The organism is Streptococcus mitis SK575, from assembly GCF_000257865.1.
GTDB lineage: Bacteria > Bacillota > Bacilli > Lactobacillales > Streptococcaceae > Streptococcus > Streptococcus mitis_CQ.
In genome coordinates, this window is record NZ_AICU01000081.1 from 21,423 (window position 1) to 40,624 (window position 19,202).

Here is a 19,202-nt window from a genome sequence, read left to right on the forward strand (position 1 = left end):
TTACTTCTCGTTTTTAAACTTTATACCGTTTTCCTTCAGCTTTTTAACGGTTACGGGACCAATTCCCTTCAAAGCGAGAACTTCTTTTTCAGTCCATTTTTTGAAATCTGAAGATGTACGAATCCCATTTTCAACAAAGATGTGAACAAGATCCATCCGAATTCCCTTCATTTTTTCCTCATTCATAAAGGAGTGCCAATCGGATACCTCGGATAAACTTCTTATCATACTGGAATGATCCGAAAATACTGGTTTACGGCGGAACTTTTCGGCCTCGTTTGTTAAAAATTTCGTTAAAATAATATTTTCTAGTAAGTAATCAAACAGAGGGTACAAACTAGCTTGTAACGATTCAACTGAATTTGGACAATAGCATTCTTGGTCTTCTATATCTATAACCTTGAATTGCCAATCTTCCTCTATAAAGAATTCAACAGCTTCATCATTGATTTCCACTAACTTTGCAAATAGCCGACTTGCTTCTTCAATTTTTCCTTGAGAAAAAGCAGAGATGATGGCATGAATAAGAATGGTATCATCCCGTTTCCCTTTATTTAATTCTTCACGATAGAAACGCTCAACCTTTAGCTCCTGACCGGTGATATGATACAAGGAAAGCATACAGAAGACAAAATTAGGAGGAAACCGTTCTGGTCGCTTACTCAAATATAGGTCAATCAATTCTATAGCCTTAGAATTGAATTTCTCCATCATATAATACTCAATCAGAAACATCAGAGCAGACAGGATAGGGCGTGCTTCAAAATAATTCCAACTATTGTATCCATTCACTTTCCATTTTTCTAAAACTAGAATTTCAAAATCCAATACTTTTTTAAAAGTTGACAAATCAAAATCTTCAACTTCTGATAAGAATAAATGAAAATCAGCAGCAAAATAATCTGGATTTATTTTTAAAACTTGCTTTAACAGTTTATTTCGCTTCTGTGTATTCGGAGTATGCATAGCTTCTCTAAATAAAGCATGATCCTGATTCCAATCAAAAGTCCTATTTTTCAGTTGGTAATTTATTAGCTGAACATCTGGATACTCTCCATGTTCATCAGCATATTGCATCACTGCTGTATGTAGTTCATCGAAATTTTGAATAGTACGACGTTCTACAAAAGTTGGATTTTTGGCCATGATTTCTGTCCAAGCAGCCTCTTCTTCAGAAATAACTTTGATATCCAACTTTTGCTGGCGTTTTAATTCTTTTTTTCTATTTTTCTTTTTAGCCATCTATTTTCTCCTATAACTCATTCTTCAATAGATCAAACTCTACCTCTGCTGTATTGGATATTCTTACAGCCTCGGATACAGGCTTTAATGGTAAATCTCAGCTTCTTTGTGATTCATTTGCTTTGAAGGTTGTCCCCCCCAAGCGCGATTAAGGCTGAATTTTCTAGTTACGTTTAGTGGTGGAAATCGTGATCAAAAAAGTTTTAGACTTTTGAACTTCTTGAGTCTTGAGAATATCTTCTTAAAGTTGTTTAGATATGTGTTTGTCCTTTCTCTATTTTGTTCATTTTATTTTGAATTTGCTTAGCAACTTCTTTTGCAGTCAAACTCGTATTATTTATTTTAAGGTAGTGGTGCAACTCATTCGGTTGATGTTGGGAATTTAATTGAAGTGTTTCAGCGGTCTCTAAAATTTCTCTTTCAGATACCTCAATATGTCGTTTTAAGGGTTTGTACTTTAATCGATTCTCCGTTTGATTTCGACGTAAACGCTCCTCAAGACTTGTTTCCAACTCAACAAACAGAATCTCTTGATGAAAGTTATCCAATAAATCCTGAATTTGCTTCAAATATATCAGCTGGTACTGATTTGAAAAATCAATTACGTCTGTTAAAATTACTGATCGCTGATTTCTTGCACTTGCTCCAAGGAAAGAAATGGTCATTCCACGAACAAATTCCCACATTTCCTCTGTATAGTCCTGATAGATTTCCAGTGCAAAATCGATGGCTTGATGGTTATAAAAGAGGGTAGCATCTGTCAGTCGAGATAACTCTTGACCAATCGTCATTTTTCCTGAGGCCGGAGCACCAATGATGAAAAGATGCATCAAATCACCTCCCACTCACTCTTCAGCAAACCATATCTCAAATCATCACAACGATTGCCTTGGGCATCTTTGCGGTCTCTTATGCGAGCTTCAAGAGTGAAACCAAGTTTCTCTGCGACTCGTTGACTTTGGACATTATAACCAAAACAAGTCAGTTCAATCTTGTGAAGATCCAAATCTTTAAAGGCTAAGTCAATCAAGGCAAACGCTGCTTCTGGTACATAGCCTCGACCCCAATAGTTTGGATGCAAGGTATAGCCAAGCTCTAGCACATCATCCGCATGGCGATGGTTGAAATCAACAGAACCAATGACTTTATCGGTTCCTTTGACGACAATCCCATAGCCAGCTGGGAGATTTTCCTTTTGATTGCGTTCGGGAAGGATATACTCTAGATAGTAAACCTCATCTTCCAAGGTCTTGACGGGTAGAAAGCCTGCTGGGTAAGAGACTTCCGGACGACTAGCATAGGCAAAGATATCCTCAGCATCCGCTACAGTACGAACTCGTAAGACGAGTCGTTCGGTTTCTAATCGTTCTGGTAATTCAGCTCTTGACATCCTTCATCCTCACTTTCTTGATGAAGCTCCCCATAGGGTCAACACGGTTATCTAAATAGCGATAAACGCGCTGGTGACCGTCCCCCATAAAGTAAGTCGGTGAAAAACGGTCATTTTTAAAATGCCCTTTCTCATCCAAGAGTTCAGGATTAGCCAGTCGCTCGATAATCTTGGCAAAGATATGACAGATTCCATCCTCCTCGATAATTCTATCAACTTGACATTCTAACACGACTGGACAAATCTCTAAAATCGGTGCCTGAGTCCGTTCAGAAATCTCGTAGTCTAGCCCCAGGTGTTTCAATTTCTCTCTATGACTGATAAAACCAGCCTGCTCCATCTCGAGCATGAGATTTTCATCAGGGATATTCACGGTGAACTGTTGATAATGCTTAATCTGCTCAGCCGCATTTTCCTCAGCACCAACACCAATGACTAGCCAATCTCCCAAGCTATAAGAGGAGCTACAGGTCGTAATATTGTGTCCAAAATTCTGATCCTGATACCCCAAAATGAAGATAGGAAAACCATAATAGAGTTTACTTGTTTTAAAAGATTGCTTCATAACAACCCCCTTTGACTAAGACACAAAAGAAAAGCCCTGCCATCTACATGACAGGGACGAATGTGTTTATCCGCGGTACCACCCAATTTCGGGCAGTTGCCCGCAACTCTCGTCTTTAAAATAAAAAGACAATATTATTTCATTTTTCAGTCATTAGCAACCAGTTTTGACACATTTGTGGACTTCTCAGCGCCGCCACTTTCTGTAAAATGTAGGATTCAAAACACCTCTAATGGCTCTATTGTAGCAAGATTTTTTCGGAAATGCAAGGCACAAGAAAAATTACTTGAACTTGATGCCATTTTCCTTCAATTTCTTGATGGTAGCTGGGCCAATTCCTTTCAAGGCAAGGAGTTCTTTTTCAGTCCAATTTTTGAAATCTGAAGCAGACTTGATTCCTTCATCATAGAAAGTTTTGGCACGATCAAGTGGAAGTCCACCCAAGTTTGCTGCAAAATCTTCTACAGAATTGGCTACTTTTTGAGCTTGCTCTTTGGTAGCTTCTACTGCTTGTTCAACCTTTTTAGAAACAGCCTTACCAGCTTGGCTTGCTGACTGTTCTGCACGTTTTACGACTTTTTTTGTCTCTTCTACAACCTTAGTCACAGTACTTGAGAAAGCACCTGCACGACGGAGGCTATTTCGTAATTGTTTTTTACGATTGAGTTTCTTTGACATGATAAAATCCTTTCAATAAAAAATCCCTGCTCTGACAAGGATTTAATATAAATATTCTATCAAGATTTTAGTAAAAAATCAAGAATCTTTCTCGTTTAATAATTTCGCTCACCAAACAAGCCATCTGGCAAATCATGGAATCCCTTGCCTGCTTTGAAATTATCAAATTTTCCAAGCAAGAACTGATAAGCATCCAAGCGACTCTCATAGCGAATCATGGCATCTTTGGCACGTTCGTCCTGGTCTTCTTCGTAGACTTTTTGGCTTTCCTTGTGCGCCATGTCATTGATCATAATCTGGGTATTGACCCAGGCTTCAAATTCCTTCATAAATTCTTGTTCGTAACTCATTTTTTCTCCTTATTCTAGTCCACGGAAATAGTCCGTGTCAATCTCACGGTAGGGTTGGATATCCTGAACATACTCCAGCACACCTTGGAATTCTCCCTCTTCATCGTGCACTGCTGCGTAGGTGATGTGGACAAACTTACCTCGCGACTCAGACTTGAACCACATTTCATACTTGTCTTTGCTTCCCTCACGAAGCCCCTTCATGATGGTCTTGACCTTGTCCAAGTACTTAGGTGGATGACAGAGTTCAACATTGCGCCCAACTTGGGACGGCGTCCGTTTGAAAATCATCTCATCAGCTGGCGTATTGTCATTGTAATACTGGAAAATATCATCTTTATTGACAAAGGTAATCTCCATAGGGAGGTGATTGAGGATGAGATTAGCCTGCTCGACCGAGAGATAGCCATTGCCAAAAGCCTGTTGACTATGACGGTCCAGCACTGCTTCCTTTTCCTTAGGGGTAAAGGTAATGGTAAACTGTCCTTCTGGCGTATCGATAACTTGTTGAACTTGGCCTTCTGTCGTTTCTAGCTGTACGGGCTCCTCTGCAATCTTTTCCTCAACAAAACTCTGGCGTTCTGGCACCCATTTCTCAGACGGACGGATGATGGCATAGCCATAGGCGTCACTCTCCTCCGCAATCTGAAGCCAGTCATCTTGGGTGAAGGACTCAAGGAGAATCATGAGAAGGATGGACTCTTCCTTGAAAATCATACTTTCAAACTCTGGCGCAAAGGCTTCAAAAGTTTCCTTTACAGTGCTAATCGACACTTCTGGTAGTGACTTGGCTGTCGCTAAAGCTGTTTGAAAGAGTTCCCTAATCTGGTCATCCACTCCCCACATAACTTTGGGAGGCGAATCGTGCCCATAGCGCTCCATGATAGGGAAGAAGAGTTCTTCTTTACGTTGGTAATGGATGTCAAATTGCCCCACAAGTCCCATCTGACGCACCAAACCCTTGCGCATCTCCGCCAGCATTTCCTCATCTTCCATAGACTCATAGGTATCTAACAATCTCCGAATGCGAATCAAGGCCGCACGGAGGGCCAGATTTTCTTCTTTGAAGACCCGAACCGGGTGACCTGGATGCTCGGTATCCTCTACTTCGACACCTTTAATAGCATTTTTAAAAAGATTGGCATGGACATCACAGAGTTCCATAACATCTTCAAAGGTGACGCCCGAGTCTGAGTTCATCAGCTCGTGCTCCATGAGGGAAATCTCTATGGCTGAGACACCCGCAAAGGTCGCATCAAAACGCTCCTGAACCGACTCAGGAGAGGCACCATTGTGCAATTCTAACAAAATATCCCGCAGGACATGAATTCGTTCATCTGCCATTAGTCTAATCCAATCACTTCGTAGCCATTCGCTTCCAGTGTGCGGACAATCTTGTCCATAGGAGTTCCTTCCAGCTTAGAACCCTGTTTGAGTGATACTTTACGACCAACTGTATTGCGCATTAAGGGATTGGCAAGTGGTTTAAAACCAAGCTCGACTAAAATTTCCAAAACTTCTGGATGCTTGTCCACCACTTCTGCAACGGGAATTGACACATCGATGATATTGTCCATGACGACCTCCATTGAATGTTCTAAAATGATTTTACTGCTTATATTATACCATATGGAAAGAGATTAAAAAACTAGCAGTGTAGCTCCTGCTAGTTCTCTGCGACTTGGATTAGCATCTAAATAAGCTTAAAGAGCCAATCCAATATTTTAAATAATAGCTTGTAAAACAATAATTGAACTGCAAAAGAGATGAGCATCCAAAAGAATTTCACAATTCCAATAATCGGTTTGATAAAAATAATGGCAAGAAGTCCCCAGAAAAATTTCATTCTCTCTCCTCTGGCTTGATGAGCCACCGAGCCGTATCCATTAGCTTGTCTGCAATAAAAAGTTTTCCCAGACCGACAACGGCGTGGTCATCTTTCTTTATCGTTTTCATGACTTTTACACCTTGCATGGTCAAAAAGTAATTCCCATAAATTTTAGCAAAAGCTTTGATAGGATTCATCTCACTCACCCTCGATTATTTCAGCCTCTTTTCGGATTGTTTCAACATCTTCTTGATATTGAACTTCACTATAGTTGACTAGTTTAGACAATTCTTTCTGCAAGCTTTCACCCATCGGTTTCATAGTTGCAAAGGTTAAACCACCTGAAATGATACCACCTAAGATAGGAATGAATTTCCCCATTCCTTTGGCCAGCCCTCCCTTGGTCAGATTCACACCAAATATTTTTAAGACTTTTTTCAAAATAGGGTACCAAAGCGTCTTTGTTAAAGCTTTATTAGGTACTGTTTTCATTACCTGTTTGGCAATTGTTATACCACCTGCACGTAGCAAAGCAGCGGTTCCATTCACCCCCAACATGACACCTAGATAAAGCAAGAGGGTATTTTGAGCATCTTCACTCAACTCCTCGCGTGAAGCCCAAAGATCCTCATAACCATAAATATAACCTAATTCTTGAGCCAATTTCAGAGAGAAACCATAAAATTGAGCCACATCAGCTGGAATGGTAATTGCCATAGCAATCCCTCCAGGTAATCCTGCCAAAACAGAGGTTCCACTCGCCAATAAAACATTATCCCTAATGCAGGCATTAGCCACTCGATCTAAGATTTCTTGAGATAAGAGAGACGTTGGGCCTTGTTCTAATAAAGTAGGAATGTCCTGTGGATCCAATTCTTTGGAAAACTTATCCACTAAAAATTTCGAACGATCAACCTTAACAACAGGTAGTTTCACCACTTGTTGCAATACTTGCATAGCTAAGTCTTGTTCAGCCATATACAAACTCCTTTTACTTCTGTAAGTTATATTCTATGATAGCATACTCTTTTAAAGTATGTTTCAAATTCCCCTCAAAAATTTTCAAAAAATCCTTAGCAACTTATTTGTTAAAGAACTTTAATAGTCTTTGTAGAAACAGCTCGAATATTCCACCCCTACCTTTACAACATGATATTCTATCTATGAACGATAGTCTATTATTGTCTCACCTAAAATGTTCCTTGAATACACACTAACTATGAACTTTCGAGCTTCATCTTATAAATCCATAATTTCTTTTTTCTTTCGATCAAATTCTTCCTGAGATAATATACCTGCATCTAAAAGAGATTTTAGTTTGGTAAGTGCTTCGATTTGCTCATCTAATGATAGACTTGGTTTCATGGCTTTTTCATCTAAACTTTGAGCCATATTCATTCCAAATATCATTCCAGCACTATCACCTAGACCATGTTGCTCCACTCCTGATGCAATTTTTTGTTGTGCTGCAATATTAGAAGATTTCTGCGATACATCATTATAAGCTTTTAAATTCATCTTATTTGATGAAAATTGTTTAACCAATTCCTTAGATTCTGGTGAGAACTCAATATTAGCGATGGCAACTTTTACAATCTCAAATCCAAAACGTTCTTTCCAAGTTCCTGCATACTGTCCATCATTTGATACTTGTTCCGCAAGAACTGCAGCTTGTGAGGGTAATTGTGAAATACGATAAGTTGTGGACAAAGAATTAAGTGCAACAATAAAAGATTGAAGAAATTCTGTTACTATTTGTGATCTAGCTTGAGCGCTATCAAAGGTATAATAAGTCACATTAGCAGGAAGAAAGTTTCTGATAAATTGCTTAGCATCTGTAATTTGGATAGAAAATGTTCCAAAAGCACGTACTTCTAAATCTGTCCCATAAAACAAATCATTATACATGACTGGACCGCGAGTCCCAAATTTAATATCACGAATTTCTCTCAAATTAACAAAGCAAATCTGTTTTTGCTGATCACTTTGACCACCGAATCCAACACGATTAACAACATTGTCAAACAGTGACTTTTTCAATCCATCACCGTTAAAAACACTGCTCTCACCATTTTGGTATTCATATCCACCTGGTTCTGTAATAATTTCCTCGATACCCGACTGACTAAAGATAAAGGCTGCAGTATTTTCTGGAATAAAAATCTTGGATCCGTTGGAAATAACACCTACAGATCCCTTCGTATTGACACCCCTACCATTATTACTTTCTTGAACAATACCTGGACTTACAGCTGTATGTTCATCAAAAGTTGGAACTGTGATAATTTCTTTCCACTGATCTGCAAATGTCCCACCAATAGAATCTGTGATTGCTTTTATCAACCCCATTTAATTGCCCCCTTATAAACTTTGCTCCATATCACAATAGGCACATCTTACTGTTTGCTTCACTTGACCTGACAAAGGTGCTCCACAAAAGCTACACTTGGTTGAAATCTTTTCTGGCTCTGCATCCTTAATCCCAAGCCCTGCTTTAAAAGTGTCAAATGTATCCTTAAATGTTTCTGCCAAAACATCTGCTCCAAACAAGCTACTATCTCCCAAGGTTTCAAAATTACTTGTATCACCTGAAATCAATTTAATAATGTTTCTAGCCCACTTGTCAGTATCCTTAGTATTATTAAATGAAAAGATAGCTTGCCCGCCATTATAATAAATTTCCAACCGTTTCACACCATTGGTTTTGGTTACTGAAACTTGAGGTTTCCCTTCAAAAATTTTAATCTGGTTAATAGGAATGGTAACCTGGTCTTTTTTCCCTCCCCAAAAACCTTTTTTGATATGTACTAAGTGTAGATTCGTTAAAATTAATTCATCTGTAGCCAAACCATTTTTCCCAAAACTCACATGGTCACTATTCATAACCATGTATTCATGTGGCAATAATTGATAATCCATATTGAACTCCACTCTTCCTATTAAAGACTAGCTTTCCACTGCTCCACTTGTTCATGTAGATTATCACGATAATCTTTTAGAGTCTTAATCACTTCTTCTTTCCCTTGAATCGGTGCTTTCTTTAGTGGACCATATTGTTTTTTCAAATCTTCCATTTCTTTTTTAGTGCTATCTTTCAGTTCTTGGATAGCAGCGCTATCTTCTAAAACAGTCCCTTTAAAGGCCTCGTCTGCTTCTGTATAGTAATTATCGATTATTTTCTCATTCATAATTAAGTAATCTTCATAGGTTTTTATAGACTCAATTGTCGTATCGCTAACATCTTGTGGGTTAAAATCGCTTGAACTGAGTTTTTCTTTTGCTTTAGCAAACAACCCTTTCTTCTCAGAACTACTAGATGAAGCTTCTGTTTGATTCTCACTAGAAGAGCTACTTGTTTTTTCAGATAGAGAACTACAAGCAACTAGGGTAGAGACGGAAAGACATAGCAAAGCTAAACGACAAACTTTTTTTACATTATTCATTAATAGAATCTCCTTTTATTTATGAAATCATCATATCATATTTGCTAAAAAAAAAAAGCATTTTCTGATTAGCTAATCTTTAAAAATACAGAATCACTTTTTTTAAAAGAATATTTTTCCATTTCAAATTCCACCTATTTTCCCCACCAAAAAAGAGGGTTGCCCCTCTTCTTAGTTTTTATCCAGATTGCGTAGCATTTCGTCAATCTTGTTTCCATATTCGATGGATTCGTCTTTGACGAAAGTCAAATCTGGGATTTTGTACAATTTCAAATTGCGACCAAGTTCACGTTTGATGGTACCAGTTGCTTTTTCAAGCCCGATTTGAGCTTTTTGATTATCTGAAGCAAGGTTACTCAAAATGGTGTAGTAAACCTTGGCAACAGACAAGTCACCCAGCATCTGAACATCTGTGATGGTCACACCTTGGACACGCGGATCACGGACTTTCTTTTGCAAAATCTCATTGACTTCACGCTTAATTTCCATGCCCACACGATCCGTACGGAAATGATTTGCCATGATATTCCTTTCTCTACTTTGAACCAAAAGCTAGGCCAGCAGACCTAGCTATTTTTAAACTTCTTGATTTTCATTTCAAATTGAAACAAAGTTCAATTTGAAATCATCTGCTTCTTTCGCCGTGGTGAAAGTGATGGAACTGATTTATCAGTCCCATCACAAGGGATTTTTGAGACCCTAGGCTCAAAAATAAGCAATGAAACCATCGGTTTGCTTGCGTCCCTCACCACCTAAGAAAGGAGCAAAAATCTTATCGTTTGATTTCTTCCATGACGTAGGCCTCAATCACATCATCAGTCTTGATATCATTGTAGCCGTCAATCATCAATCCACCTTCACGACCATTTGTAACTTCTTTGACGTCGTCTTTGTAGTGTTTCAAGCTTGCGAGTTCGCCATCATAGATAACGACACCGTCACGGATAACACGAACTTTAGAGTCACGGGTAACCTTACCGTTGATAACCATGAATCCACCGATAGTTCCGACTTTAGATACCTTGAAGGTTTCACGGATAACTGCTTCACCGATAACTTTTTCTTCAAATTCTGGATCAAGCATCCCTTTCATAGCTTCTTCCATCTCTTCGATAACCTTGTAGATAATGCTGTGGAGACGGATTTCCACATCGTCAGCTTCTGCTTGTTGACGAGCTTGTGGTGTAGGGCGTACATTGAAACCAACGATGAAAGCATTTGAAGCTTCAGCAAGAGTCACGTCAGATTCGTTGATGGCACCAACTGCTGAGTGAACGATGGTCACTTTGACACCTTCCACGTCAATCTTTTGAAGTGAGGCAGAAAGGGCTTCAACAGAACCTTGTACGTCAGCCTTGATGATGACGTTAACAGACTTAAGTTCACCAGCTTTAAGGGTATCAAAGAGGTTTTCAAGGCTGACACGTTGGGTAGCTTGACGTTGTTTCATGAGGGCACGTTTGGCACGCTCTTCACCTGCTGCACGCGCAGATTTTTCATCCTCGTAAACAGCAAAGTGGTCACCCGCCATAGGCGCTTCATTCAAACCTGTGATAGAAACTGGTGTTGATGGTCCAGCCACCTTAACACGACGACCAAGATCATTGGTCATAGCACGGACACGACCGAAGGTATTTCCGACAACGATTGGGTCTTGGACATTCAAGGTACCTTGTTGAACAAGAAGGGTTGCGACCGCACCTTTTCCTTTATCCAAGCGCGCTTCGATAACTGTACCGATAGCACGCACTGTTGGGTCTGCCTTGAGTTCTTGGATTTCAGCCACAAGAAGGACTGTTTCCAACAATTCTTCGATATTTTGGTTGAATTTAGCTGAAATTTCAACAAATTCAGAATCTCCACCCCAAGCCGTTGACATAACACCATGCTCTGCCAATTCACCGATAACGCGTTCTGGGTTAGCACCTGGTTTATCAATCTTGTTGATGGCTACGATGATTGGAACGTTGGCCGCTTTTGAGTGGTTGATGGCTTCGATAGTTTGAGGCATAACCCCGTCGTCAGCCGCTACAACCAAGATGGTAATATCGGTAACAGACGCACCACGCGCACGCATAGATGTAAAGGCCGCGTGTCCTGGTGTATCAAGGAAGGTAATCTTCTTGCCATTTTCCACAATTTGGTAGGCACCGATATGCTGAGTGATACCACCTGCTTCACCTGTCGCAACACGAGAATTACGAAGGGTATCCAATAGGGTTGTTTTACCGTGGTCAACGTGTCCCATGATAGTTACAACTGGTGGACGCTCAACCAATTCATCTTCATTGAGATAACCATCTTCGACAAAGAAACGTTCGATATCGGCATTATCCACTTCAACCTTTTGTTTGGCTTCGATACCGTAATCCACCATGAGGAGTTCAATTGTTTCCCCATCCAAGGATTGGTTCTGTGTGGCCATGACACCCATCATGAAAAGTTTCTTAACGATTTCAGCTGGTTCACGTTTGATACGTTTTGCGATTTCCGCAACGGTCATACCATCTGTATACTCAAATTCTGTTGGCAATTCATGGAATTTACGCTCTGTAACAGGTTTTGGAGTCTGATTACGGTTGTTCTTGTTATTACCTTTTTTGTTCTTTTTGTTGTTATTCCAGTTACTATTCTTTTGATTTCTCACTTGATTTTGACTACTTCGATTCTTTTGTTGTTTTCTAGGACCATCTTCTTCGTGATCATAATCGTCACGATTTTTGTCTGGTCGAGCTTGTTTTTTACGACGTGTATCCACTGCAGGTTCTTTTTTCTCAGGGACGACTTCAACCACTGCTTGAACTTGCTGTGCTTGTTGCGCTTGTTGCGCCTGTTCAGCTAACTTAGCCACTTCTTCAAAGATTTCCTCTGGCTCCTTGCGTTTGTTAGCTTGGGCTAAGGCTTCTTTGGCAGCCTGAGTTTGCTTGAAACGTTCCTCACTTGAACGGGCATATTCTGCATTTTGCTCTGCTTTTAGGGCTGCTGCACGGGCTTTAAAGTCAATACGTGGAGCCGCTTGATTTGAACGTTTGTCCTCTTGTTGACGACGATCGTTTCCACGATTTTGCTGACCTTGCTGTTTCTTAGCTTGGTCATTAAAGCGACGATTGTCGCGGTTTCCTTGACTTTGTTTTCCACCATTACGGCCGTCGTTTTTCTGACGGTTCCCGTTTTGTTGTTGGTCACGGCTATTGCCTTTATTTTGCTTGCGTCGCTCTGCCTGCTCTTTAGCACGGGCTTCACGCTCAGCCTTGAAATTACGACTTTGCGGTTTAGCTGCTGCTTTTTCTGTTTTAGGAGCAACTAGTTCAGCCGCTTTTGCTTCTTCCTTAGCTACAGCTGGTTTCGCTGGCTCAGATTTCTCGGCTTTCTTTTCTGCACTTGCTTTTGGTTCTGCAGGTTTCGCTTCTACTTTCGGAGCAGCTGCAGGCTTAAAGCTGGCAGCGATTTTTGCAGCGACAGCTTCTTCCACACTTGATGAGTGGCTTTTCACATCCAAGCCCAACTCTTTTGCACGCGCTACAACTTCTTTACTTTCTTTTCCAAGTTCTTTTGCGATTTCGTACAATCTTTTCTTAGACAAATCATGTCCTCCTCTTCTATTCCATAAGAGACCTCATTTTCTTTGTAAATCCAGCATCTGTTACAGCCAAAACCTTTCTCGATTTCCCGACTGCTATGCTTAATTCCAGTGTTGAAAACACGGTTACAATTTCTACTTGATAATAATGACTTTTATCTTGAATCTTCTTGGTCAGATTGGGTCCAGCATCATGGGCTAGAAAGACCAACTTGGCCTTGCCGTCTTGAATGGCCTTGACCACCAATTCTTCACCCGATATAATCCGCCCTGCTCTCTGAGCAAGTCCCAAGAGATTGCTTATCTTTTGCTTATTCAAGTCCTAACTCTCTTCTTTTCACTTTGTGATCCACATAAGCGATCAACTCGTCATAAAAGCTTTCTTCCACTTCCATGCTAAAGCTGCGGTTAAAGACCTTCTTCTTTTTCGCCTCCAGGGCTTCTGCATTGTCTAGTTTGATATAAGCGCCACGGCCATTGGCCTTGCCTGTCGGATCGATAAAGACTTGCCCTTCCTTGTTCTTGACAATGCGGAGCAAATCACGCTTATCAATCACTTCATTGGATACAACAGACTTGCGCAAAGGGATTTTTCTCGTTTTCATCTTTCCCTCCTCTAGCAACTTTTATTCTTCTACAGTATCGTTTTCTACTTCTAAATCTACTGAAGCAGCTTCTTCCATGGCTTCAAATTCACTAGCAGACTTGATATCGATACGGTAACCAGTCAAGTGAGCCGCCAAGCGCACGTTTTGTCCACGACGACCAATGGCGAGAGAAAGCTTGTTATCTGGCACAACGACCAAGGCACGTTTACTGTCGTTTTCATCAAAGATAACTTGGTCAACTTCAGCAGGAGCGATAGCGTTGTAGATAAATTCAGCTGGATCTGCTACCCACTCGATAACATCGATGTTTTCTTCGATTGGAACCATACGATCGCTCTTAGCATCGTAGCGAGCTGGGTGGAATTTGCTAGTAATTTTCTTGATGTTAGCACCACCACGTCCAACGATTGTACCAATAGCGTCCACGTTTGGATTGTGGCTACGAACTGCAACCTTAGTACGGTCGCCAGCTTCACGAGCCACGCTCATAATCTCAACAGTTCCGTCATAGACCTCAGGAATTTCTTGCTCCATCAAGCGTTTGATCATTTCTGGATGGCTACGGCTAACAAAGACATTCACACCACGAGGGTTGTCTTCAACCTTGTAGACATAAACTTCAATACGATCATGAGAAGCAAAAACTTCTCCAGGAATTTGGTCTTGTTTTGATAATTGGGCTTCGATACTGCCAAGGTTGACATAGATGAAGCGGTTGTCAAAACGTTCTACTGTACCAGACATAATTTCTTGCTCATGCTCTTTGTAAGTATTGTAAGTGATGGCACGTGTTTGCTTGCGCATTTTTTCCATGATGGTTTGTTTGGCAGATTGGGCTGCTACACGACCAAACTCACCTGGTGCTTCTTCAAACTTGATTTTGTCCCCAAGCTCATAAGCTGAGTTAATGGCAAGAGCATCTTTTAAGCTAATTTCCAAACGGCTATCAAATACTTCATCAACCACTTCACGAACAGTATAAACTGTAAAGTCACCTGTTTTTTCGTTGAAGTCAATAGCTACGCTGTCTGATTGACCATAGCGTCTGCGATAAGCGGAACGAAGCGACTCTACTACTGCGTCGATGATATCTTCTTTTTTGATTCCCTTGTCTTCTTCCAAAATGCGGAAGGCCTCTAGCATTTCTTTACTCATGTTTTCTTCACTTTTGAATCCTCAAAAGCTATCCTTTCTTTTTCTATAATTTAACTGCTAAACGTGCTTTTGATACCAAACTGTATGGAATTTGGACGGTTTTCTTACGCGTCTTGTCCATATATTCCATAGTCAACTCGTCCTCTTCGAAGGCCAACAAGGTTCCTTCAAAGACCTTTTGCTTATCGATGGCTTGGTAGAGCCCGACATGGATGTATTTCCCAACCGCTCCAGCGACGGCATCCTTAGTTTTCAAAGGACGTTCCAAGCCTGGACTGGTGATTTCTAGGAAATATTGTTCTGGGAAGGGATCTGGCTTGATGGTGTCTAGGACAGGACTGATCTTTTCTGTTAAGTCCGCCGTGTCGTTCAAGGTAATTCCTTCAGGTTTATCTACAAAAATACTGAGAATCATGTCACTACCAATCTTTCCATACTCGATATCCACGAGCTCGAAAGGAGCTTCTATGACAGGTTCTACAACTTCTCTGACTAATTCTACGATTGTTGCGATTGCGTCCACCTCCTCATAAGCAAGAGGCGAAGATATTTCCCCGCCTCACTTTTCATATTCTTACTATTAGTATAACACGTTTGCTAACTTATGTAAAGCAAAAGCACTTATACAGCCTGATTTCGGGCTTTTTCTTAAAATTCTGCCTCAACTCGGTAGATAACTTGCCCCTTGTTGGAGAATTTTTGCTCGTATTCTGTCATGACATTGCCTTCAAAATCACTGGCATGTAAATCAAGCCAAACACCATTGAGCTTCATGCCATACTGAGAAAAGCTCACTAGGCTGTACTCAAACAAGCCACGGTTATCCGTCTTGAAATGAATTTCTCCATTTTCAGGCAAGATACGCTTGAAGGTATCCAAGAAGGTCTTGTAGGTCAAACGACGCTTTTCATGGCGTTTTTTAGGCCAAGGATCTGAAAAGTTCAGATACAAGCGATCAATCTCACCATCTTCAAAGTAGTCAGTCAAGTCAGAACCATCTACCCACAAGAGCTTGATATTAGGAACTCCAACTTCAAGCACCTTGTCCAAAGCGTAGCTCAAAACAGACTTTTGAATATCAATCCCGATATAGTTGATGTCAGGGTTTTGCTTGGCCATACCTGAAACAAAGGCACCCTTTCCACTTCCAACTTCCACATGAATGGGATTATCATTGCCAAACAAGTCCCGCCATTTCCCCTTGGCTTCCAAGGGATTGAGGACCACATACTGGGGATTTGCCTCTAGTAATTCTGTCGCCCCTTTACGATTTCTAACTCTCATCTTCTCTTTCCATACTTGTCTCGGAAGTGACGCAAGCCATGAATCTCCCGATTGACATTTTCTAAATCTTGGTTCATATAATACTTGGAAATCTGGCTCAAATAAGACAATTGACCGTACCAATACAATTTATTTAATACCGTTTGATTGTACTTATAACCGTAGTAGGTCAACCATTCCTTCCACTGATGTTCTGGAATATAATGGCAGAGCATATGGGCCACATCAAACATGCGGTCGGTCAAGCGAACCGAATCCCAATCTACCAAATAAATCAAGCCACTATCTGTCTCAATCCAATTACTATGTCGTACATCTCCATGGACAATGGTCGCATAGTCCTCTCTAAATCCTGGAATAGTCTGACGTAAATCAGCCATCACTTCACTGATAAAATGATTTTTACGCAAAGCATCTGGAGCCGTTTCTTGCCAAGACTGTAGTAAATCTACAGGTGTTTCCATGGCATATCCCAAACGACTCAACTGTGTCATCAAAGGACGTGAGCGATGAAGACGGGTTAAGATATTGACGATTTGTTTACGATTCATATCATAGGGGGTCAATATCTTGCCTGTCAACCATTCTTGAGCACACATATCACGCCCATCTGCCAAACGGCGACTCCATAATAATTGTGGAGCAATTTGTTCTCTAGCTAGACCAGGTAGGATTGGAGAGGTGTTCATTTTTACAAAGATACGCTTCCCATCAGGATAGCTACCCATATAAGCCTTGCCACTTTTCCCAGGTATGGGAGTCAGTGTTAGCTCATTATCACCCAAATCCATTTCTTTCCTCCGTATAAAGTTTCCTTACTATTCTACTAGTTTTTGGCCTATTCGTCAACCGACCTAACCCGATTCTCAAAGAAAAGCATCTCAATTGGCTCGGGCTATCATTATAGCTTGAAAAAGGCAAGCACCGTCTTCTGCTTACCTTTTCATAATTTTTATAAATAATATAAGAGTGGCCAACTGTTGTAAAACATGTGGACTAGAGTAGAAACCCATAGCTTTTGGCTCTTTTTATAAGCAAAGCCCAGCAACAAGCCCCCAAGTAGATAAAAAATAAACGAAGGGACATTAGAAGGTCCATGCATGAAAGAAAAGAGAGAGGAAGTCAGTACAAGCCCTAACCAAGAATTGTCAAAAACCGCACCTTGAAGAAGTCCTCTAAAAATGAGTTCCTCCTGGATGGGGCCAAAAACTGAGGTAGTCAAAATCAAAGACAGAGAAATTCCTCTGCTGACTTCCGCCAAGTGTTGAACTCCTGCGCCAGAAGAAACAGCGAAGAAATGAATATAAACCAGCGTCTCAAGTACGCTTAGAAGAAAGATTGCAATGAAAAGCAAAAGTTGTTTCTTGCTTAACATCCCAAAAGAAATCATTTCAAACTTTCTAGCATAAACAACACTCAACGAGGTTACTAGAAGACTTACAATAATCAATTCAGATTCATTTTGAAAAAAATCCCCATGGTTAATCGTATAAGGAACTGTAATGACGATTAGTAGTACTAAAAATCCAAAGCACAAGGCATGAAATTTATCAAAAAACTCCATAAAGATATCCTCCTCACCAAACAAACTTCCTACGCGTCATCCTTTAGCTCTAACCTTTCCAAAACAAACCATTTTAGTAACCAAAATCCGACCACATAGCCAGCCCCTAAGAAGATAGCCATTAAAGATAGCATGGGGTTTAGGAAATAAAAGGCCATAACAGATACAAAGGTTAGCACAAAAACATTAAAAGCAATGGTGTCAGAAGCCAAGACCAGAATATAAGGTGTCAACCAGTCTAAGGTTTTGGAATCTAGGAAAAATAAGTGTTTATACATGATGACCTCCTCTATGGCTGAAAAGCAAGCCTTTGGTTTTTTTACCCCAAGACCCTATGTAGAAAAGTGAGCAAAAATGGTAAGTTTGCGATGATATTATTAACAATATGAATCGAATAAGAAGGATAGATACTCTTCGTATAACGTGTTAGACAGGCAAATAGACAGCCCACTGCCGTATAGACAAAAATATCTGCGAGACTTGGCAAGCTAGAAAAGTGGGGCAAGGCAAATAAGAATGACGGAAAGAGAAGATCCAGCCCCCACCTCGAATTCTTAAAGAAGGCATGTTGAAGCAGTCCCCTACATACCAATTCTTCCATCAGAGGTCCTAGTACGATTAAAGTTAGGTAAACACCAAACTCCGCAAAATTGGTCTCACTATAGGCAATAAACAAATTCCAACCTTCGTTCGTCCCCTGAACGTATTTAGCTGTCAGATAGTTAAAACAGATAAGCACAACAGCTGCTAACACCGTCAGGACGGAATAGCTCAACCACTTTTTTCTAGGGATACGAAAGAGATAAGCATGGCCCGACCTGACCAAAATCCAAATCATAAAGCAGATAAAGAGAAGACTGATGATGTTTCGAATCCAGATAAGATTTCCTACCCAAGACGAGAACTCCCAATAATTGCTCCAAAATTGGGTTGTCCAAAACAATCCGAAAAACAGAAACAAATAAGAAAGAATGGCACTCGTTTTGAAAAGAATAGGATATTTTTTCATATAAATCCTCCCCACTATCTACAAGACAGGATGGCTCGCCTTGTCAGGCTCTGTTACTGCAAGATTAAGAAGACAGCTTGCTCTTTTTTAGACTAACCTGACTACTAGATAATAGATATATTAAAGCATTAAAGACAATGAAAATATGTCCATAGAATAAAATCAACCTCGCATCCAAACCAAGATAAAGTTTAATCATCATAAAGATAAGCAAAAGAATTTGAAACCATATCGTTTTCCTAAAAATAAATTTAAAACGGTTTTGAATGTCTACCTCCTTGATTTGGACCGCAAACCCTTTATTGGTAAGAAGAAAAACTCCTGCTTCAAACAAGCCACTGTAAAGAACAAGCCACCCAATTGATACATTAGAGATTTGTAAAAATGTCCCTAAAAGAATATTCAAAATACTACTCAAGAAAATAACAAGAAATAATCTATATTTCATTTTAAATACCTCCATTCACTTATTTCACGGACAGTTTAATAGAGCCTTCTAATCAAAG

25 protein-coding genes are annotated in these 19,202 nt (G+C 40.2%); all 25 read right to left on the minus strand.

Translation table 11 applies throughout. From position 1 onward, the window contains the following. On the minus strand, window positions 1–1,242 hold the full coding sequence (locus HMPREF1048_RS10720; protein WP_001085117.1) for a helix-hairpin-helix domain-containing protein: 1,242 nt from the start codon (window positions 1,240–1,242) through the stop codon (window positions 1–3). 251 nt (window positions 1,243–1,493) lie between these two features. Then, window positions 1,494–2,072 (minus strand): AAA family ATPase, encoded by a 579-nt coding sequence (locus HMPREF1048_RS10725; protein ID WP_000550032.1) that lies wholly within the window; start codon window positions 2,070–2,072, stop codon window positions 1,494–1,496. Beyond that, entirely contained in the window at window positions 2,072–2,632 is a 561-nt protein-coding gene (locus HMPREF1048_RS10730; protein ID WP_000085192.1) for a GNAT family N-acetyltransferase, read from the minus strand. The genes HMPREF1048_RS10725 and HMPREF1048_RS10730 overlap by 1 nt, the downstream gene beginning before the upstream one ends. Next, window positions 2,619–3,197: a flavin reductase family protein gene (locus tag HMPREF1048_RS10735; RefSeq protein WP_000813805.1), complete on the minus strand. Its 579-nt coding sequence runs from the start codon at window positions 3,195–3,197 to the stop codon at window positions 2,619–2,621. Before HMPREF1048_RS10735 ends, HMPREF1048_RS10730 begins: the two co-directional genes overlap by 14 nt. A 282-nt stretch (window positions 3,198–3,479) precedes the next feature. Further along, on the minus strand, window positions 3,480–3,875 hold the full coding sequence (locus tag HMPREF1048_RS10740; RefSeq protein ID WP_000038635.1) for a helix-hairpin-helix domain-containing protein: 396 nt from the start codon (window positions 3,873–3,875) through the stop codon (window positions 3,480–3,482). A gap of 95 nt (window positions 3,876–3,970) precedes the next feature. After that, window positions 3,971–4,225, minus strand: coding sequence for a DUF1912 family protein (locus HMPREF1048_RS10745; protein WP_000119705.1), 255 nt, complete (start codon window positions 4,223–4,225; stop codon window positions 3,971–3,973). Between the two features lie 9 nt (window positions 4,226–4,234). Further along, complete coding sequence (locus HMPREF1048_RS10750) at window positions 4,235–5,569, minus strand: DUF438 domain-containing protein (RefSeq protein ID WP_000752885.1); 1,335 nt, start codon at window positions 5,567–5,569, stop codon at window positions 4,235–4,237. After that, window positions 5,569–5,802, minus strand: coding sequence for a DUF1858 domain-containing protein (locus HMPREF1048_RS10755; protein ID WP_000368739.1), 234 nt, complete (start codon window positions 5,800–5,802; stop codon window positions 5,569–5,571). Before HMPREF1048_RS10755 ends, HMPREF1048_RS10750 begins: the two co-directional genes overlap by 1 nt. Before the next feature lie 265 nt (window positions 5,803–6,067). Further along, complete coding sequence (locus HMPREF1048_RS10765) at window positions 6,068–6,250, minus strand: hypothetical protein (RefSeq protein ID WP_001068157.1); 183 nt, start codon at window positions 6,248–6,250, stop codon at window positions 6,068–6,070. 1 nt (window position 6,251) lies between these two features. Then, window positions 6,252–7,031 (minus strand): hypothetical protein, encoded by a 780-nt coding sequence (locus HMPREF1048_RS10770; protein WP_000840392.1) that lies wholly within the window; start codon window positions 7,029–7,031, stop codon window positions 6,252–6,254. A gap of 261 nt (window positions 7,032–7,292) precedes the next feature. Next, window positions 7,293–8,402 (minus strand): SPFH domain-containing protein, encoded by a 1,110-nt coding sequence (locus HMPREF1048_RS10775; protein ID WP_000522910.1) that lies wholly within the window; start codon window positions 8,400–8,402, stop codon window positions 7,293–7,295. A gap of 12 nt (window positions 8,403–8,414) precedes the next feature. Then, a complete protein-coding gene (locus HMPREF1048_RS10780) occupies window positions 8,415–8,972 on the minus strand; it encodes a C1 domain-containing protein (protein ID WP_000386255.1) in 558 nt (185 codons plus the stop codon). A 20-nt stretch (window positions 8,973–8,992) separates the two neighbouring features. Then, window positions 8,993–9,496 (minus strand): hypothetical protein, encoded by a 504-nt coding sequence (locus HMPREF1048_RS10785; RefSeq protein ID WP_001067003.1) that lies wholly within the window; start codon window positions 9,494–9,496, stop codon window positions 8,993–8,995. A gap of 171 nt (window positions 9,497–9,667) precedes the next feature. After that, entirely contained in the window at window positions 9,668–10,018 is a 351-nt protein-coding gene (gene rbfA / locus HMPREF1048_RS10790; RefSeq protein ID WP_001273601.1) for a 30S ribosome-binding factor RbfA, read from the minus strand. Window positions 10,019–10,268: 250 nt separating this feature from the next. Continuing rightward, window positions 10,269–13,079 carry a translation initiation factor IF-2 gene (gene infB / locus HMPREF1048_RS10795; RefSeq protein ID WP_000039222.1) on the minus strand — a complete coding sequence of 937 codons (2,811 nt, stop codon included), beginning with the start codon at window positions 13,077–13,079 and terminating at the stop codon, window positions 10,269–10,271. Between the two features lie 16 nt (window positions 13,080–13,095). After that, a complete protein-coding gene (locus HMPREF1048_RS10800) occupies window positions 13,096–13,395 on the minus strand; it encodes a YlxQ-related RNA-binding protein (protein WP_001041390.1) in 300 nt (99 codons plus the stop codon). Further along, window positions 13,388–13,681 (minus strand): RNase P modulator RnpM, encoded by a 294-nt coding sequence (gene rnpM / locus HMPREF1048_RS10805; protein ID WP_000857562.1) that lies wholly within the window; start codon window positions 13,679–13,681, stop codon window positions 13,388–13,390. Before rnpM ends, HMPREF1048_RS10800 begins: the two co-directional genes overlap by 8 nt. A 21-nt stretch (window positions 13,682–13,702) precedes the next feature. Beyond that, the gene (gene nusA / locus HMPREF1048_RS10810) at window positions 13,703–14,839 is read right to left on the minus strand and encodes a transcription termination factor NusA (RefSeq protein WP_000032288.1); all 1,137 of its coding nucleotides are present in this window, start codon (window positions 14,837–14,839) and stop codon (window positions 13,703–13,705) included. Window positions 14,840–14,882: 43 nt separating this feature from the next. Then, window positions 14,883–15,362 (minus strand): ribosome maturation factor RimP, encoded by a 480-nt coding sequence (gene rimP / locus HMPREF1048_RS10815; RefSeq protein WP_004249203.1) that lies wholly within the window; start codon window positions 15,360–15,362, stop codon window positions 14,883–14,885. 125 nt (window positions 15,363–15,487) lie between these two features. Further along, a complete protein-coding gene (trmB, locus tag HMPREF1048_RS10820) occupies window positions 15,488–16,123 on the minus strand; it encodes a tRNA (guanosine(46)-N7)-methyltransferase TrmB (protein ID WP_001266094.1) in 636 nt (211 codons plus the stop codon). Then, the gene (gene ccrZ, locus HMPREF1048_RS10825; protein ID WP_000363005.1) at window positions 16,120–16,914 is read right to left on the minus strand and encodes a cell cycle regulator CcrZ; all 795 of its coding nucleotides are present in this window, start codon (window positions 16,912–16,914) and stop codon (window positions 16,120–16,122) included. Before ccrZ ends, trmB begins: the two co-directional genes overlap by 4 nt. A 161-nt stretch (window positions 16,915–17,075) precedes the next feature. Further along, window positions 17,076–17,687 carry a CPBP family intramembrane glutamic endopeptidase gene (locus HMPREF1048_RS10830; RefSeq protein WP_000394053.1) on the minus strand — a complete coding sequence of 204 codons (612 nt, stop codon included), beginning with the start codon at window positions 17,685–17,687 and terminating at the stop codon, window positions 17,076–17,078. 29 nt (window positions 17,688–17,716) lie between these two features. Beyond that, window positions 17,717–17,965, minus strand: coding sequence for an immunity protein BlpZ (gene blpZ, locus HMPREF1048_RS0102600; protein WP_000276511.1), 249 nt, complete (start codon window positions 17,963–17,965; stop codon window positions 17,717–17,719). Window positions 17,966–18,006: 41 nt separating this feature from the next. Then, a complete protein-coding gene (locus HMPREF1048_RS10835) occupies window positions 18,007–18,696 on the minus strand; it encodes a CPBP family intramembrane glutamic endopeptidase (protein WP_000760493.1) in 690 nt (229 codons plus the stop codon). 64 nt (window positions 18,697–18,760) lie between these two features. Further along, a complete protein-coding gene (locus HMPREF1048_RS10840) occupies window positions 18,761–19,144 on the minus strand; it encodes a hypothetical protein (protein WP_000877387.1) in 384 nt (127 codons plus the stop codon). Window positions 19,145–19,202 lie beyond the last annotated feature (58 nt).

Coding starts and splice junctions, on each gene's coding strand:
- HMPREF1048_RS10720 (WP_001085117.1), bottom strand. CDS start 1,242: ATGGCTAAAAAGAAAAATAGAAAAAAAGAATTAAAACGCCAGCAAAAG.
- HMPREF1048_RS10725 (WP_000550032.1), bottom strand. CDS start 2,072: ATGCATCTTTTCATCATTGGTGCTCCGGCCTCAGGAAAAATGACGATT.
- HMPREF1048_RS10730 (WP_000085192.1), bottom strand. CDS start 2,632: ATGTCAAGAGCTGAATTACCAGAACGATTAGAAACCGAACGACTCGTC.
- HMPREF1048_RS10735 (WP_000813805.1), bottom strand. CDS start 3,197: ATGAAGCAATCTTTTAAAACAAGTAAACTCTATTATGGTTTTCCTATC.
- HMPREF1048_RS10740 (WP_000038635.1), bottom strand. CDS start 3,875: ATGTCAAAGAAACTCAATCGTAAAAAACAATTACGAAATAGCCTCCGT.
- HMPREF1048_RS10745 (WP_000119705.1), bottom strand. CDS start 4,225: ATGAGTTACGAACAAGAATTTATGAAGGAATTTGAAGCCTGGGTCAAT.
- HMPREF1048_RS10750 (WP_000752885.1), bottom strand. CDS start 5,569: ATGGCAGATGAACGAATTCATGTCCTGCGGGATATTTTGTTAGAATTG.
- HMPREF1048_RS10755 (WP_000368739.1), bottom strand. CDS start 5,802: ATGGACAATATCATCGATGTGTCAATTCCCGTTGCAGAAGTGGTGGAC.
- HMPREF1048_RS10765 (WP_001068157.1), bottom strand. CDS start 6,250: ATGAATCCTATCAAAGCTTTTGCTAAAATTTATGGGAATTACTTTTTG.
- HMPREF1048_RS10770 (WP_000840392.1), bottom strand. CDS start 7,031: ATGGCTGAACAAGACTTAGCTATGCAAGTATTGCAACAAGTGGTGAAA.
- HMPREF1048_RS10775 (WP_000522910.1), bottom strand. CDS start 8,402: ATGGGGTTGATAAAAGCAATCACAGATTCTATTGGTGGGACATTTGCA.
- HMPREF1048_RS10780 (WP_000386255.1), bottom strand. CDS start 8,972: ATGGATTATCAATTATTGCCACATGAATACATGGTTATGAATAGTGAC.
- HMPREF1048_RS10785 (WP_001067003.1), bottom strand. CDS start 9,496: ATGAATAATGTAAAAAAAGTTTGTCGTTTAGCTTTGCTATGTCTTTCC.
- rbfA (WP_001273601.1), bottom strand. CDS start 10,018: ATGGCAAATCATTTCCGTACGGATCGTGTGGGCATGGAAATTAAGCGT.
- rnpM (WP_000857562.1), bottom strand. CDS start 13,681: ATGAAAACGAGAAAAATCCCTTTGCGCAAGTCTGTTGTATCCAATGAA.
- nusA (WP_000032288.1), bottom strand. CDS start 14,839: ATGAGTAAAGAAATGCTAGAGGCCTTCCGCATTTTGGAAGAAGACAAG.
- trmB (WP_001266094.1), bottom strand. CDS start 16,123: ATGAGAGTTAGAAATCGTAAAGGGGCGACAGAATTACTAGAGGCAAAT.
- ccrZ (WP_000363005.1), bottom strand. CDS start 16,914: ATGGATTTGGGTGATAATGAGCTAACACTGACTCCCATACCTGGGAAA.
- HMPREF1048_RS10830 (WP_000394053.1), bottom strand. CDS start 17,687: ATGGAGTTTTTTGATAAATTTCATGCCTTGTGCTTTGGATTTTTAGTA.
- blpZ (WP_000276511.1), bottom strand. CDS start 17,965: ATGTATAAACACTTATTTTTCCTAGATTCCAAAACCTTAGACTGGTTG.
- HMPREF1048_RS10835 (WP_000760493.1), bottom strand. CDS start 18,696: ATGAAAAAATATCCTATTCTTTTCAAAACGAGTGCCATTCTTTCTTAT.
- HMPREF1048_RS10840 (WP_000877387.1), bottom strand. CDS start 19,144: ATGAAATATAGATTATTTCTTGTTATTTTCTTGAGTAGTATTTTGAAT.